Source organism: Bacillus sp. WMMC1349 (assembly GCF_013155385.1).
Classification (GTDB): domain Bacteria; phylum Bacillota; class Bacilli; order Bacillales; family Bacillaceae; genus Bacillus.
In genome coordinates this window covers 1443304-1458874 of the sequence record NZ_JABJUQ010000007.1, presented here as the reverse complement: position 1 = coordinate 1458874, position 15571 = coordinate 1443304, and the positions used below count along the sequence as shown (strand labels likewise).

General features: G+C 42.0%; 15 protein-coding genes. All 15 read right to left on the bottom strand.

Going from position 1 to position 15571, the window contains the following annotated elements; translation table 11 throughout:
* Nucleotides 1-24: 24 nt before the first annotated feature.
* Nucleotides 25-1080: a sulfate permease gene (locus tag HOO54_RS09765; protein WP_172294724.1), complete on the bottom strand. Its 1056-nt coding sequence runs from the start codon at nucleotides 1078-1080 to the stop codon at nucleotides 25-27.
* 12 nt (nucleotides 1081-1092) lie between these two features.
* Nucleotides 1093-1794, bottom strand: coding sequence for a phosphoadenylyl-sulfate reductase (locus HOO54_RS09760; protein WP_172299461.1), 702 nt, complete (start codon nucleotides 1792-1794; stop codon nucleotides 1093-1095).
* Between the two features lie 84 nt (nucleotides 1795-1878).
* Complete coding sequence (locus HOO54_RS09755; RefSeq protein ID WP_172294722.1) at nucleotides 1879-2022, bottom strand: YezD family protein; 144 nt, start codon at nucleotides 2020-2022, stop codon at nucleotides 1879-1881.
* A gap of 188 nt (nucleotides 2023-2210) precedes the next feature.
* Nucleotides 2211-2843 carry an orotate phosphoribosyltransferase gene (gene pyrE, locus HOO54_RS09750; protein ID WP_172294720.1) on the bottom strand — a complete coding sequence of 211 codons (633 nt, stop codon included), beginning with the start codon at nucleotides 2841-2843 and terminating at the stop codon, nucleotides 2211-2213.
* A complete protein-coding gene (gene pyrF, locus HOO54_RS09745; protein ID WP_172294718.1) occupies nucleotides 2836-3558 on the bottom strand; it encodes an orotidine-5'-phosphate decarboxylase in 723 nt (240 codons plus the stop codon). Before pyrF ends, pyrE begins: the two co-directional genes overlap by 8 nt.
* A complete protein-coding gene (locus tag HOO54_RS09740) occupies nucleotides 3527-4462 on the bottom strand; it encodes a dihydroorotate dehydrogenase (RefSeq protein ID WP_172294716.1) in 936 nt (311 codons plus the stop codon). Before HOO54_RS09740 ends, pyrF begins: the two co-directional genes overlap by 32 nt.
* Entirely contained in the window at nucleotides 4462-5232 is a 771-nt protein-coding gene (locus tag HOO54_RS09735) for a dihydroorotate dehydrogenase electron transfer subunit (RefSeq protein ID WP_172294714.1), read from the bottom strand. Before HOO54_RS09735 ends, HOO54_RS09740 begins: the two co-directional genes overlap by 1 nt.
* Nucleotides 5229-8444, bottom strand: a complete 3216-nt coding sequence (gene carB / locus HOO54_RS09730; RefSeq protein WP_172294712.1) for a carbamoyl-phosphate synthase large subunit — start codon at nucleotides 8442-8444, stop codon at nucleotides 5229-5231. The genes HOO54_RS09735 and carB overlap by 4 nt, the downstream gene beginning before the upstream one ends.
* On the bottom strand, nucleotides 8429-9523 hold the full coding sequence (locus tag HOO54_RS09725) for a carbamoyl phosphate synthase small subunit (protein WP_172294710.1): 1095 nt from the start codon (nucleotides 9521-9523) through the stop codon (nucleotides 8429-8431). Before HOO54_RS09725 ends, carB begins: the two co-directional genes overlap by 16 nt.
* Before the next feature lie 3 nt (nucleotides 9524-9526).
* Complete coding sequence (locus HOO54_RS09720) at nucleotides 9527-10807, bottom strand: dihydroorotase (RefSeq protein ID WP_172294708.1); 1281 nt, start codon at nucleotides 10805-10807, stop codon at nucleotides 9527-9529.
* A complete protein-coding gene (locus HOO54_RS09715) occupies nucleotides 10791-11711 on the bottom strand; it encodes an aspartate carbamoyltransferase catalytic subunit (protein WP_172294706.1) in 921 nt (306 codons plus the stop codon). Before HOO54_RS09715 ends, HOO54_RS09720 begins: the two co-directional genes overlap by 17 nt.
* 145 nt (nucleotides 11712-11856) lie before the next feature.
* Nucleotides 11857-13161 (bottom strand): uracil permease PyrP, encoded by a 1305-nt coding sequence (pyrP, locus tag HOO54_RS09710; protein ID WP_172294704.1) that lies wholly within the window; start codon nucleotides 13159-13161, stop codon nucleotides 11857-11859.
* Nucleotides 13162-13354: 193 nt separating this feature from the next.
* A complete protein-coding gene (gene pyrR, locus HOO54_RS09705; protein ID WP_172294702.1) occupies nucleotides 13355-13903 on the bottom strand; it encodes a bifunctional pyr operon transcriptional regulator/uracil phosphoribosyltransferase PyrR in 549 nt (182 codons plus the stop codon).
* 190 nt (nucleotides 13904-14093) lie between these two features.
* The gene (locus HOO54_RS09700) at nucleotides 14094-14999 is read right to left on the bottom strand and encodes an RluA family pseudouridine synthase (RefSeq protein WP_172294700.1); all 906 of its coding nucleotides are present in this window, start codon (nucleotides 14997-14999) and stop codon (nucleotides 14094-14096) included.
* A gap of 1 nt (nucleotide 15000) precedes the next feature.
* A complete protein-coding gene (gene lspA / locus HOO54_RS09695) occupies nucleotides 15001-15546 on the bottom strand; it encodes a signal peptidase II (protein WP_172294698.1) in 546 nt (181 codons plus the stop codon).
* Between the last annotated feature and the right edge of the window lie 25 nt (nucleotides 15547-15571).

Genomic DNA, 15571 nt, shown 5'->3' with positions numbered 1-15571 from the left:
GATTTGTTCCCCCTACTTAACCGTTTAAATTCCTCCGCCTTGTTCATGAACGGAGTTTTGCTCATTTCTTACCGCTTTCAGCAAGCTAATCGTTCCGACTGATGATAACAATACACTCGCAATGACAATCAGAGCATAATAATCTCCTTTTAATAAAAGGCTGACCAACAGATAAGATAAGCTTAAAGAAAGGAACGGTGAAACGATCCACACTTTCAGCATCGTTTTCACGACCTGTTTATGAAAGACATGACCACCATTTTTCGCCATACCCATCCCTATAATAGAAGATGATGTGACCTGTGCAAGCGGAACAGGAAGACCTAAAATTGAACTAATTGTCACAAGTCCGGCTCCAGTTCCCGACAGGAGAATTCCTTCACCGATTGAAAATTTGGTGATTTTTTTACCATTTGTTTCAAGAACACGCCGTCCCAATAAAAGGGTACCAAGAGCAACAAATAATCCGCCCAGCAGTGTTCCTTCCTTAATTGACAAAACATGCGCAGCCACTAAAGGACCTACAGCATTTGCCACATTATTCATTCCCGCTGAAAAAGCCTCAAAAAACCCTGTTATTAACAGAAGGACCGTTAAGATCTTGGTCTTCTTCTTTTTGATCATCCGCTTTTTAAACGCTTTGACGATGAAAAAGGTAAAAGAAAAAGCAACGATCGGAACAACCACCCAAAATGAAATAATCACAAATAACGATTTGACAAATAAAACTTGATATGCGACACCGACTCCTATAACAGATCCAACTGTCACTTCACTTGTGGAAAGTGGGATACCGAGAAGATTGGCGATAAATAACGATAATGCAGCGGAACCAATGATAATACAGACAATTTCCAGGGAAATGACTTGTTCGGGAATAATGCCTGAACTAATTGTTTTGACGACTTCCCCGCCACCGCAAACTGCCCCTAGGAGAACACCTAGTGCACAGATCAGTAAAGCATAAAATTTACTTTTCACCGCTCCTGCTCCATAGGCAATCCCTAGAGAAGCCGCTGCACCGCTCGCGCCAATATTCATGGCAAAAAAGATACTGAATAAAATGGCGGCAAGTTCCATGATCAGATCTCCTTACTCATGTAATCCGCATTCTGTTTTGCTTAATCCGTTCCAGCGGCCAGAGCGGAGATCATCCATTGTAAAGGCCGGAGAGGTGCACGGTTTGCAGCCAATACTTGGATAGCCTTGGTCATGAAGGGGATGATATGGCAGATCATGCTTTGTTGCATAACGCCAAATATCCTTCCATGTCCAATGGATAAGCGGACAAACTTTAATTGACTTGAACTTTTCATCTTTATTAATAAATTCCGTGTTGCGCCGCCCTTCTGATTGTTCACGACGAAGTCCTGACAGCCAGGCCGAATAAGCTGAAAGTGTCTCACGAAGCGGAGTCACTTTCCTTAGTTCACAGCAAAAGTTTGGAGCGGTTTTCCAAAGGTTATCTCCGTATTTTTCAGCTTGCTGTTCAACGGTAAGCTCCGGTTTTTTCATCATAATCTGAAAGCCTGGATAACGTTCTTTGACAGCTTCAATTGTTTCATATGTTTCTTTAAAATGAAGCCCTGTATCAAGAAAAACAATGATGGCATCCTTTTTCACCTTATTAATTAAATCCATTAAAACGATTCCTTCAATACCAAAGCTACAAGCATATACAAGTTGATCACCATAATGACCATAGGCCCATTTAAGTACCGATAATGCCCCTTTATAAGAGTCATCATCTTGAAACGTAATGGCTGGTTCCTTCCATGAACGATAAGTAAGAATCGCTATCCCCTCCTTTTTTTCGCCAACAAAAAAACGGCTTCCAGCAGAAAAACTGTGAAAACCGCCTCTAGTTTGTCTAGTCAGCTATTTCAATCTTATTTTTTCGTGTTTTTCAATTTGAATGACTTTCCCATCTTGAACAATGAATGTAATCGATCCGAAGTTCATGTCTTTCAACATATCTTTCATCTTGATGATCACGTTTTCGAATTGCTCATCTCTTCCCACTCTAGCTCCTCCTCTGCCCCATCTTACAAACGAAAAGCAGTACTAGATTAGCCCCTTAATTGTTATTTTAAAATTTTAGCACAATTCAAACAAAAGTCAACCCGACTTTTTCGATAGGATTAATTAAAATTAAAAAATGATTCTTTTTTACTAAAAAAACCGCCTCCCGTTTGAGGGATGACGGCTTCTTATTGTTCCATCCATTTTTTCGACTCTGGATTTACTCTCCATTCTTTTAGTTTGGTGACATCTGCTTCACTGATATAGCCACCGCTGACTGCGGTTTCGATTAAAGTGTCATAATCGGTTAAAGTGTGATACTCAATACCTGCTTTATGAAAAGCAGTGTCTGCCTTTGAAAGCCCATATGTGAAGATGGCGGCAACTCCTAACACATCACAGCCAGCTTCTTTTAAAGCAGTGACAGCATCGAGAACACTTCCACCTGTTGAAATTAAATCTTCAATGACAACGACTTTCTGACCTGCTTTTATTTGTCCTTCTATTTGATTTCCTTTTCCATGGGTCTTCGGTTTACTTCTCACATAACTCATTGGCAGACCGAGCCGATCGGCAGTAAGTGCGGCATGGGGAATACCCGCTGTGGCTGTCCCAGCAATCATTTCTGTTTGAGGGAATTGAGCTTGAATCAGCTCTGCCAGACCTCCCGCAATCTCATTTCTCACTTCAGGATATGAAAGGGTCAGACGGTTATCACAGTAAATGGGTGACAGGATCCCACTCGCCCATGTAAACGGCTGATTCGGCCGCAGAAAAACGGCTTTGATCGTTAAAAGATGATTGGCAATACTTCTACTCATTCCGTATTCCTCCCCACTCACGCGCTATTTTCTGATATGCTTGAACCGGATCGATTGCTTGTGTAATCGAACGACCAACAACAATGGCTGAAACACCTTTTTCCTTGGCATAGCTCGGTGTCGCCACTCTCATTTGATCATTCTTGTCATCATCAGCTAAGCGAATGCCCGGGGTTACAGTTAAAAAATCAGGAGAAACAGCCTGACGGATTTGCTCTGCTTCATGTACTGAACAAACAACACCATCAAGCCCAGCATGCTTTGCCAGTTTGCTATAGTGAAGAACAGTATGAAGCAGTGTTTCTTCGATGAGCAATTCATCTTTAAGCATTTCTGCTGATGTACTTGTCAGCTGTGTGACTGCGATTAAAGATGGGCGTTTTTGCCCAGGGGACGTACCCGCTTCAAGACCTTCAAGTGCGGCTTCCATCATCTGTTTCCCTCCTGCTGCATGGACATTAACTAAGCTGACACCGCATCTTGCCAGCCTTTTCATGGCCTTGTATACAGTTGTTGGAATATCATGACACTTTAAATCTAAGAAAATCTGACAGTCCCGCTCCATTAATTGTTCAAGAATAGCAGGACCTTCTTGATAAAAGAGCTCCATGCCGACTTTTACAAAAAGTTTCTTTCCATGAAACCGATTTAAAAACGAATATGTCTCTTCTCTTGAAGCAAAATCAAGCGCGATGATGGGCGATGTTTGTTTCATCTTTCCAGCTCCTTCCCACACAGTCCGTCAATGACGAATATCCGTACTTTTTTAAGACAGTCGGCAATTGTTCAATGATCTCTGGACAAACGAAAGGATTGACAAAGTTTGCTGTTCCGACAGCAACTGCGCTCGCTCCTGCTAATAAAAATTCAAGTGCGTCCTCCGCAGATTGAACACCGCCCATGCCGATAATTGGTATATCAACTGCTTGGCTGACTTCATAGATCATCCGGATCGCAACCGGCTTAATAGCAGGACCTGATAAACCACCGGTTTTATTGGCTAAAATCGGTTTACCTGTTTTCAAATCAAGCCTCATACCAATTAATGTATTAATCATCGTCAGACCATCTGCCCCGGCTTCTTCAATCGCAACAGCTATATCAACGATATTGGCAACATTTGGAGAAAGCTTCACATAAACAGGAACACTTGAAACCTCTTTCACTGCTTTTGTTAAGTCTGCTGCCGTTTTAGGCGATGTGCCAAACGCAATTCCGCCTGTTTTGACATTAGGACAAGAAATATTGAGCTCAAGTGCAGCAACATTTGGCGCTTTGCTGATTTCTGCGGCAACCTCAACATAATCTTCAAGCAGTGAACCCGCTACATTCGCAATAATCGGTACATCAAATTGCCTAAGCCATGGAAGTTCGTGTTCCATCACAGCCTGTAAGCCGGGATTTTGCAATCCGATTGCATTAAGCATACCCGCATGTGTCTCAGCAACACGCGGAGTTGGGTTTCCAAAACGCGGCTCACTTGTTGTTGCTTTAATCATTATCGCTCCAAGACAGGATAGATCATACAGTTGAGCAAATTCCTTTCCAAACCCAAAACATCCTGATGCTGGAATAATGGGATTTTTTAGCTTAAGACCGGGTAAATTGACATGAAGCATTATAAAAGCACCTCCCGTGCCCGAAAAACAGGACCATCCACACAAACTTTCATATATGATTGATCACTTTCATCTGTATGACATACACAAGCTAAACAAGCTCCAATTCCACAGCCCATCCGTTCTTCCAGTGAAAGGTAAGCTTCTTTATCTGGATAACGATCTTTTAACGCTTTTAACATCGGAGTCGGTCCACAGGCAAACAAATAGTCAAACTGAAGCTTCTCAGCTTCGATCACATCTGTGACAAATCCTTTTGTGCCATGAGTACCATCCACGGTTGCGATGTGTACGGAACCATATTGACTAAATTTCTGCTCATAAAACACATCTTTTACCGATTGAAATCCTAACACTGAAATAATATTGATCTTTTTATTTGTCAGCTGTTTAGCATGTTCATAAAGAGGGGGAACACCAATCCCCCCTCCGACTAAAAGCGCCGTTTTTCCAGAATCAATCGTTTCAACTGGAAATCCATTGCCGAGCGGTCCTAACACATCAAGCAAATCCCCTTTTGTTTTTGCAGCAAGCAGGCTTGTCCCTTCACCATCTTTGCGGAAAATAATCGTCACTTCTTGTTTGTCTTGATCAATATGTGCAATACTGATCGGTCGTCTTAACAATGGAGTCATAGATTCGCTGACTTTCAAATGAAGGAACTGACCCGGGGCGCTGCAAGTTTTGGCAAGCTCCCCTTTCAGGATCATTTGATAAATATCATCAGCAATACGCTCATTAGAACAAACCGTCATATACCCTTTATTCATTCGTGTACCGCCGCCTCTTGTACTAGTTTAATTTCAGCCATATGGTCAGTCAGAAAACTCATACTTTCAAGAACCCGCAAGATCGCTTCAGCTGTATCAAGTGATGTCAGACAGGCCACACCGTTTTCGACAGATTCACGTCTGATTCGGAAACCGTCTCTTTGCGGCTGTTTTCCTTTTGTTAATGTATTTACGACAAATTGAGCTTCTCCATTACGGATCACATCAAGTAAATTTCTGCCTTCCTGACCGATTTTCCCAACGGTTTTAACGGGAATTGCCGCTTGCCGTAAGGAGTCAGCCGTACCTTCTGTCGCTAAAATTTGATAACCGATTGCATGAAACCGCTTGGCGATCGAGAGCCCTTCTTGTTTATCTTTATCTGCAACTGTCAACAGTACTGATCCATCTTTTGGAATTTGTATACCTGAGGCAATTAGTCCTTTGTAAAGCGCCTTTTCCAATGTCAAATCTTTTCCCATGACTTCGCCCGTTGATTTCATTTCTGGACCAAGCGTGATATCCACTCTTCTCAACTTTGCAAAAGAGAAGACAGGAACTTTTACATAAACACCTGCTTGTTCTTGTTGCAGCCCTTCTGTAAATCCGACATCTGAAAGCTTTTGACCAAGAATCACTTTTGTTGCAAGGTTCGCCATTGGGATGCCGGTAATTTTGCTGAGAAATGGCACTGTGCGGCTTGATCGCGGATTCACCTCAAGGACATACACTTCATCTTTTGAAAGGACAAACTGAATGTTTAAGAGTCCGACAATGTTTAAGCCTCTTGCTAGCTTTATCGTGTATTGTTCAATCTTTTTCTTAATCTCTGCTGAAAGCGATTGAGGCGGATAGACAGCAATCGAATCACCAGAGTGGACACCGGCTCGTTCGATATGTTCCATAATCCCTGGGATGACAACTGTTTCCCCGTCAGAAATGGCATCTACCTCAATCTCTTTCCCAATCAAATATTTATCGATTAACACAGGGTGCTGGGGATTGATTTTTACCGCATGTTCCATATAGTGAAGAAGTTCTGATTGATGATAAACGATTTCCATTGCTCTTCCACCAAGTACATATGATGGGCGAACAAGGACCGGATAACCGATGTGATCAGCAATTTTAACAGCTTCTTCTACAGATATTGCTGTCTTTCCTAATGGTTGTGGAACATGGAGCATTTCGAGCGTCTGTTCGAATTTATCTCTGTCTTCAGCACGATCAAGATCTTCAAGAGATGTTCCAAGAATCTTTACTCCTCTGTCTTCTAGGGCATCGGCAAGATTGATCGCGGTCTGTCCTCCAAACTGGACGATTACACCTTCAGGCTGTTCCAAATCGATAATCTGCATGACATCTTCAACAGTCAGCGGTTCAAAATAAAGTTTGTCAGAAATACTAAAGTCTGTCGACACCGTCTCAGGGTTGTTATTAATAATAATCGCTTCATATCCTGCTTCTTTAATCGCCCAAACGGAGTGAACGGTCGCATAATCAAACTCGACCCCTTGACCGATTCGGATCGGTCCTGATCCGAGCACAATGACGCTGTTTTTCTCCGTTCTTTCAGATTCATTCTCATCTTCATACGTACTATAAAAATAAGGTGTTTCAGACTCAAACTCTGCTGCACATGTATCAACCATTTTATAAACAGGTACAATCCCAGCTTCTTTTCTAAGGTCATATACCTTTCGTTCCGGCATTCCCCATAATTGGCTGATTGCGCGATCTGAGAAACCAAGTTCTTTTGCTTTTTTTAATAAACTGAAGTCACCGCGTGCTTTTTCCAATGTCTCTTCAAAGCGAATGATTCCTGCAAGCTTATGGAGAAAGAACAAATCAATTGCAGAAAACTGATGGAGTTCTTGAACTGTGTAGCCTCTTCTCAAGGCTTCAACCAAATAAAAGAGCCGTTCATCTCCCGCTTTTTGAATCCGTTTGACCAAGGTATCATTTGTAATATCTGCTGCATTTTTTAATTCAAGATGATATACATCTGCTTCAAGTGAACGGATAGCTTTGAGCAATGATTCCTCAAAAGTTCGACCAATCGCCATGACCTCACCCGTTGCTTTCATCTGTGTGCCGAGTTTGCGGTTAGCTGATTCAAACTTATCAAATGGCCAACGCGGTATTTTTGAGACGACATAGTCAAGTGCTGGTTCAAACGACGCATATGTTTTCCCAGTTACAGGGTTCATCATTTCGTCAAGAGACAGTCCGACGGCAATTTTAGCAGCCAGCTTGGCAATCGGATAGCCTGTTGCTTTTGAGGCAAGGGCAGATGAACGGCTGACCCTTGGGTTGACCTCAATAATATAATAGTGAAAACTGTTTGGATCAAGCGCAAGCTGCACATTACAGCCACCTTCGATTTCAAGAGCACGAATAATTTTCAAGGACACATTACGAAGCATTTGATATTCACGGTCACTCAACGTCTGGCTTGGAGCAACGACGATGCTATCACCGGTATGGATCCCGACCGGATCGATATTTTCCATATTACAGACGACAATCGCATGATCGTTTGCATCTCTCATCACTTCATATTCTATTTCTTTATATCCGGCAATGCTCTTTTCAAGCAGGCATTGATGAACTGGACTCATCTTCAATCCGCTTTCAACAATTTCTTTCAGTTCCTCTTCATCTGAACAAATGCCTCCACCAGTTCCACCAAGTGTATAAGCAGGTCTAACGATCACTGGAAATCCGATCTTCTGCGTAAACTTACGGGCTTCTTCTAATGAATGGATAATTTCACTCTCAGGGACTGGTTCATGAAGTTCATTCATTAAATTTCTAAACAAATCGCGGTCTTCAGCTTTTTGAATCGCTGACAACTTTGTACCGAGGACTTCGACACCGCACTCTGCCAAAATACCACTCTCTGATAATTCGACTGCCAAATTGAGACCTGTCTGTCCTCCCAAGGTTGGCAAAATCGCGTCTGGACGCTCCTTGCGGATAATTCGCGTTAAAAATTCAAGTGTCAGTGGTTCGATATAGACACGATCAGCCATTTCTGTATCGGTCATGATCGTTGCTGGATTTGAATTGACAAGAATAACTTCATAGCCTTCTTCTTTTAAAGCTAGACACGCTTGGGTCCCTGCATAATCAAATTCAGCAGCCTGTCCAATAATGATCGGACCTGAACCAATGACCAAAATCTTGTTGATATCTAGACGCTTCGGCATACTGCTACCCCTTCTTTCTCAATGCTTTCAATCATTTCTAGAAATTGATCAAATAAATGGTTGGCATCCTCTGGTCCTGGTGAAGCCTCTGGATGATACTGAACAGTAAATGCCGGTTCATATTTGTGTTTTAGACCTTCGATTGTATGATCATTCACTGCCAAGTGTGTCACTTCAAGTGGTGTGTCGTCAACAGATGAAACTGTATAACTATGATTTTGCGATGTAATTGATACTTTACCAGTCTTGAGTTCTTTAACAGGATGGTTTGATCCACGATGACCGAATTTCATTTTCTCTGTCTTTGCGCCGCAAGCAAGCGCAAACAACTGATGTCCGAGACAGATGCCGAAAAGAGGAACCTTCCCAATAATCGTTTGAATCATTTCGATCGCTTCAGGTACATCTTCTGGATCTCCCGGTCCGTTTGAAAGCATGACACCATCAGGTTTCAGCTGCATCACTTCTTCACCTGTTATATGGTGAGGTACAACAATCACATCACAATGACGTTTATTGAGTTCTCGTAAAATACCGTGTTTCATTCCGAAATCTACCAACACAATCCGCTTCCCTCTTCCAGGACTTGGATATGCGGTTTTCGTTGAAACTTGGCTGACTTGATCTTTTGGCAGGGTTGTTTCTTTTAATTTTTGAACAAGAACATCCGTATCCTCATCAGCACCGGCAAATATCCCTTTTAAAGTTCCAGCTGTACGGATCATGCGGGTTAATTTTCTCGTATCAATCCCTGACAAACCAGGGATATTTTTTATTTTTAAGTATTCATCAAGTGTATAAGTAGAACGCCAATTTGAAGGAAGTTGGCATAACTCTTTGACAATAAAGCCCCGTACATAAGGTGTGATAGATTCAAAATCATCTCTGTTGATCCCGTAGTTTCCGATCAATGGATAGGTTAGAGTGACAATCTGTCCACAGTAGGACGGATCTGAAAGAATTTCTTGATAGCCTGTCATTCCAGTGTTAAAGACGACTTCTCCCATACCGTTTTCTATACTACCAAAAGCTTCACCTTGGAAAACTGCCCCATTTTCAAGAACCAGACGTCTGATCATTCTTCAAGCCTCCCCTTTTTGGTAAACCAGTTTTCCCTGGACCATTGTCATGACCGGCCATCCAAAACAGTCGATACCGTTAAATGGTGTATTTTTTCCTTTAGAAAGAAAAGTCTCTTTCGCGATCTTTTCTTGATGGTCAAGGTCAATTAGCGTAAGATCGGCTGATTGGCCTATTTCTAGTTTTCCATAAGGTAATTCAAATGCTTCACAAGGTTTGACAGTTACATAATCGATAAGCTGTTTTAAAGTCCAACTGCCGTTTTTAACAAAGTGTGTATATAGAAGTGGAAAAGCTGTTTCTAAACCAACAATTCCAAATGGTGCAAGGCTCATATTTTGTTGTTTTTCTGCTTCTGTATGTGGAGCATGATCTGTTGCAATAAAGTCAATTGTTCCATCTGCCAATCCTTCCAAAAGTGCTTCCCTGTCTTCTTTACTTCTAAGCGGCGGATTCATTTTATAATTTGTATCCAGTCCGGGTATATCGGAATCAGAAAGTAGCAGATGATGTGGAGTCACTTCTGCAGTAACGCGAATTCCCGCTTTTTTGGCATCGCGGACAACACGGACTGATTCCTTTGTGCTAATATGGCAGACATGATAATGACAGCCTGCTGCTTCAGCTAGGAGCACATCTCTCGCGATATGGACTGATTCACATATAGAAGGAATCCCCTTTAAGCCGTGAATTTTAGCAAAGTCACCGTCGTGGACGCTCCCTCCATAAATTAAGCTATTATCTTCACAATGGGCAACAATTGCTTTGTTGAAAGCCGCTGCTTTTTTCATGGCTTCAAACATCATCCCAGCAGTCTGAACACCCACTCCGTCGTCAGTGAAAGCGAATGCACCCGCTTTTGTGAGTTCTTCAAAATCCGTCATGTCTTGACCAGTTTGTCTGATGGTAATTGCAGCATAAGGAAGGACTCTGACAGACGCTGTTTCATGAATTCGTTTTGTGAGCTGCTCCAGTTGTTCTTTCGTATCTGGAACAGGACGTGTATTCGGCATCGCTGCAACCGTAGTAAATCCCCCTCTAGCCGCTGCTTTTGTCCCTGTTTCAATCGTTTCTTTACTCTCTCCGCCAGGCTCTCTTAAGTGAACATGGAGATCAACAAATCCAGGTGAGATGAAAAGCCCTTCCGCATCAATAACTGTTTCGTCTAGCCCAGCTTCCAGATGTCCCATTTCACTGATCTTGTCTCCAGTCACCCGAATATCACACTGCTTTTGGTTTCCATTTTCATCGAAGGTGATCCCGTTTTTAATGAGATAAGACATATAATCCATCTCCCTTTTTAATAGTATTACTTACTTCAAGCGCTCTTTTTAAAATCGCCATTCTCATATATACGCCATTTTCCATTTGTTTAAAAATTCTTGATTGAGGTGATTCTACTAGGTTGCTATCAATTTCTACATCTCGGTTAATTGGAGCTGGGTGCATAATGATGGCATCCTTTTTCATCTGCTTTGCCCGTTCAATTGATAATCCATATGTTTGCAAATAATCGTCTGCTGTCATTTTTTCTTGATGTCGTTCATGCTGAATCCTCAGCAGCATGACAACATCGGAAATAGCGGCGGCTTCATTTGGTGAAACATAAGTGCCGTATTGATTATCTTGATCCCGCCACTCTTCAGGACCAGCGAAAAGGATAGTTGCACCAAGCCTTGACAAGACTTCAGCATTTGACCTTGCCACCCTGCTGTGTTTAATGTCGCCGTAAATTGATATCGTCAGTCCCTCAAATTTGCCAAACTCTTCATGTATCGTCATTAAATCCAATAATGATTGGGTTGGATGCTGGCCACAACCGTCACCGGCATTGATGACCGGAATACCGACATGACCGACTAGTTCATGATAATAATCATCTTGTGAATGTCTGATGATACAAACATCTGCACCAATGGATTCCAGCGTTCTTACTGTATCGTACAAAGATTCCCCTTTTTGGACACTTGAGCTTACATCATCAAGATTTAAGACGTTCATGCCCAGTTTTCTTTCCGCTACTTCAAAGCTGAAGCGGGTTCTTGTGCTCGGCTCGAAAAACAAATTAGCGGCGAACTTTCCTGCTAGTATGTGTTGAGAACCATTATATTTTAATGTCTTTGCTTCTTTAATGAGCTCGTGAATCTCCTCAAGGCTTAGTTTATTCATTGCAGTTAAATGTTTCATTTTATTTCCCCCTTAAGTTTTAAATTTCCCCAAAAAAATCCTCCAAGACACGGATGGCTTGGAGGATAGAGTGAATCAGAGAATGTGTTTTGCATTCTCTTTCAGCAACCCTTTCAAGCCTCTCTGGACTTTAGTTAAAAGGTTTTTATATATGTTCTTCTATTTCAATCCCATCCTGCTCTTCTTTTGATTCTGGCAGGACAAGGTTCAAAATCACACCAACAATTGCGGCAAGCGCCATACTGGATAATTCAAAATTTCCAACTTTAATAAATGCACCGCCGACTCCAATGACAAGAATGACAGATGAGATAATTAAGTTTCGTTTATTTTCGAGATCAATTTTATTATCAATCAGCATCCTCAGTCCGCTTGAAGCGATGATTCCAAACAAGAGGATGGAAACACCGCCCATCACTGCGGACGGAACTGAGCTAATGAGCGCTGAAATTTTGCCGATGAATCCAAAACATAAGGCGATAACGGCAGCTCCTCCGATCACAAATACGCTGAATACTCTTGTGATCGCCAGAACGCCAATATTTTCACCATAAGTTGTCGTTGGCGGTCCACCTAGACATGCCGCCATCATTGTCGCGATACTGTCGCCCAAAATCGAGCGGTGAAGTCCCGGTTTTTTGATGAAATCTTGACCGACAACTTTGCTTAACACCATCTGGTGCCCAATATGTTCGGACATGGTCACAAAGGCAACAGGCACCATGGCAATTCCGATTCCCATTGCTGCCTGTGATGGCGTGTAATCCACAAATGGGAGAACGAAATCAGGAACTGCGAACCACTTTGCATCAACCACCATTTGATAATCTACTATTCCTTGACTGAGAGCGAACAAATATCCGCCAATGATCCCGATTAAGACAGGAATCAGACTGAAAAACCCTCTTAAAAAAATCGCACAGATGACCGTGAGAGCAAGTGTAAATCCTGCAACACCAAAGTGTTTTGCACTGTATACAAGTTGTGTTGCACCTGAATTTTCATACATCGCCATTTTAACTGCTGTGTTTGCAAGTCCAAGTCCGATGACAATAATCACCGGCCCGACAACAATCGGTGGAAGGACTTTCATCAGCCAACCTGTGCCAAGCTGCTGAATGAAGAGAGCAATCAATCCGTAAGCAATCCCCGCCATAAAAGCACCGATCATAGCTGCTCCAGGACCTCCAGAAGCTTTAGCCGCAATAATCGGGGCAATAAAAGCGAAGGATGAACCTAAGTAAGCCGGGATTTGTCCTTTTGTAATGAATAGATATGCAAGTGTCCCAAGGCCGCTTGTAATCAGCGCCACACCCGGGCTTAATCCTACAAGTTTCGGAACGAGGATGGTTGCTCCAAACATGGCAAACAAATGCTGTAGACTAAAGGAAATCCAATTTAATGGTTTTGGTACATCTCTGACACCTAAATGAAATTTTTTCTGACTCATCTTTTTTCCTCCTGGTGATCAACCTCAACTGTTATGATGTCTTATTATTTAAAAAGAAAACGTCCCATTAAAAAAACCCCTTTGCTGTTTATGCAAAGAGGCAGACAAAGACTGTCACACTACTGGTGACGAGCAGTCGCTTTCTCCCTCTTTGCAAACTCTCTGGAATGCATTTAAAAAAGGATCATGTCATTCATTTTTCATAAATGGCTACGAGGTCAAGGTCATCAACTTCTTCCAACTGTACCATAACTTTTTCAGCCTTTGAAGTTGGAATGTTTTTGCCGATATAATCAGCCCTGATCGGCAGCTCTCTATGACCGCGATCAACCAGTACAGCAAGCTGAATTGAAGAAGGCCGGCCAACATCAACAAGTGCATCCATTGCCGCTCTCACTGTGCGCCCAGTATAAAGAACATCATCGATAACAATTACTTTTTGATCTGTGATGTCAGTCGGGATATCTGCACCTTTGACAAGCGGTTCTTCATTCGGTGTTTTTTTAGTAAGATCGTCTCTGTACAGTGTAATGTCGAGTTCTCCTACAATCACCTGATTTCCTTCAATTTGCTCAATCCGCTCAGCAAGACGTTTAGCTAAATAAATGCCTCTCGTCTTGATTCCGACAAGGATGCAATTGTTCATTCCCTTGTTTCGCTCAATCATCTCATGAGCGATTCGTGTCAGCGCCCTTCTGATCGCCTGTTCGTCGAGTATAACTGCTTTTTCCTTCTCCACCATGGTTTAAAGACCCCCTCATATCTCTATCAGGATCAAACAAAAACCCCTTCTGCAAAAGGCAGAGAGGGGTTCTCTTTAAAGCGAATGAATCATTCACCTGTCCGATATCCTTCCCAGCCTCTCTGGACTGCGTTAAAGAATCTGTTTTAACTTCATTTATTATTTCAAAAAAGAAATCATCTGTCAATGCTTATTTTCGAAGTTTATCAAGCAAAATGTCCATATCTTTTGGCAATGGTGCTTCAAATTCAATATATTCACCTGAGCGTGGATGATCAAAACCTAATATACCCGCATGAAGAGCTTGTCCATTAAAATCAATCGTTTTTTTCGGTCCGTATTTCGGATCGCCAGCAAGCGGGAAACCGATATATTTCATATGTACGCGAATTTGATGGGTTCTCCCTGTTTCAAGCCGGCACTCAACAACTGTAAACTCATCAAATCGCTCTTTCACTTCAAAGTGTGTCACCGCATGCTTTCCATCTCTTGTAACAGTCATACTTTGCCGATCTTTTTTATCTCTTCCGATCGGTGCGTCAATCGTCCCATGATCATGAGAAATCGTGCCATGGACAAGTGCAGTATATTTTCTTGTTACCGTTTTATTGACAAGCTGTGTAACAAGCGATTCATGAGCCAGATCATTTTTCGCCACCATTAAAAGGCCTGACGTGTCTTTATCAATCCGATGCACAATTCCAGGTCGCATGACACCATTAATGCCTGAGAGATCATCACAATGTGCCATCAAACCATTGACAAGCGTTCCTGTCAAATGACCTGGAGCGGGATGGACAACCATTCCGCGCGGTTTATTGACAACGAGAACATCCTGATCCTCATAATAAATATCAAGATTCATCTGTTCTGCCACAACATCGAGCGGTTCTGGTTCGGGAACATCAACAGTCACGACATCCCCCGGCTGTACTTTATAATTAGCTTTTACAACTTTTTTGTTTACATGCACGAGATCTTCTTTAATCCACTGTTGAACCTGTGTTCTTGACCAATTTAATTCTATACTGGTTAAGTATTTATCAATGCGTTCACTTCGATGTTCTTCATGAACCGTCATTTCATAATGCTCCATTTTACAGCTCCTTCTTTTTCTTTCCGTCTAATATCATATGGATAAACAAAAGCAACACGCCGACACATAAAGAAGAATCAGCGATATTAAAGATCGGGTAATGATAATCAACGATCACAACATGGATAAAATCAACAACTTCATGTCTGAAAATCCGGTCGATAAAATTACCAAGAGCTCCGCCGAGCATAAGACCAAGAGCTATTCCAAGAAGAATTTGTCCTTTGACATGCTTTTGGATGTAGTACATGAGACCGATGACCACTGCTGTTGTAATGATATAAAAAAACCACATCTGTCCGGCAAGAATTCCCCATGCAGCACCCGTATTTCGATGGGAAGTAATAAAGAAAAAGTGATCTAAAACCGGAATGCTTTCTCCATATTCCATCTTACTGACAACAAGCCATTTCGTTAATTGATCAATTCCAATGATAAACAGGGCAATTATGTAATAAGGCACAAACCGTTCCTCCAGTATCTGTTTCTCTTCATTAAAGCATTTTAACAAGAAAAAGAAGCAGAGTAAAGGAATATTCGTTGACATCCCTTAAGAAGGCAGGATACTGCCT

Coding starts and splice junctions, on each gene's coding strand:
- HOO54_RS09740 (WP_172294716.1), bottom strand. CDS start 4,462: ATGCTTCATGTCAATTTACCCGGTCTTAAGCTAAAAAATCCCATTATT.
- carB (WP_172294712.1), bottom strand. CDS start 8,444: ATGCCGAAGCGTCTAGATATCAACAAGATTTTGGTCATTGGTTCAGGT.
- HOO54_RS09715 (WP_172294706.1), bottom strand. CDS start 11,711: ATGAAACATTTAACTGCAATGAATAAACTAAGCCTTGAGGAGATTCAC.
- pyrF (WP_172294718.1), bottom strand. CDS start 3,558: ATGAAACAAACATCGCCCATCATCGCGCTTGATTTTGCTTCAAGAGAA.
- HOO54_RS09700 (WP_172294700.1), bottom strand. CDS start 14,999: ATGGAGCATTATGAAATGACGGTTCATGAAGAACATCGAAGTGAACGC.
- pyrR (WP_172294702.1), bottom strand. CDS start 13,903: ATGGTGGAGAAGGAAAAAGCAGTTATACTCGACGAACAGGCGATCAGA.
- pyrP (WP_172294704.1), bottom strand. CDS start 13,161: ATGAGTCAGAAAAAATTTCATTTAGGTGTCAGAGATGTACCAAAACCA.
- lspA (WP_172294698.1), bottom strand. CDS start 15,546: ATGTCAACGAATATTCCTTTACTCTGCTTCTTTTTCTTGTTAAAATGC.
- HOO54_RS09735 (WP_172294714.1), bottom strand. CDS start 5,232: ATGAATAAAGGGTATATGACGGTTTGTTCTAATGAGCGTATTGCTGAT.
- HOO54_RS09725 (WP_172294710.1), bottom strand. CDS start 9,523: ATGATCAGACGTCTGGTTCTTGAAAATGGGGCAGTTTTCCAAGGTGAA.
- HOO54_RS09720 (WP_172294708.1), bottom strand. CDS start 10,807: ATGTCTTATCTCATTAAAAACGGGATCACCTTCGATGAAAATGGAAAC.
- HOO54_RS09765 (WP_172294724.1), bottom strand. CDS start 1,080: ATGGAACTTGCCGCCATTTTATTCAGTATCTTTTTTGCCATGAATATT.
- pyrE (WP_172294720.1), bottom strand. CDS start 2,843: ATGAGTAGAAGTATTGCCAATCATCTTTTAACGATCAAAGCCGTTTTT.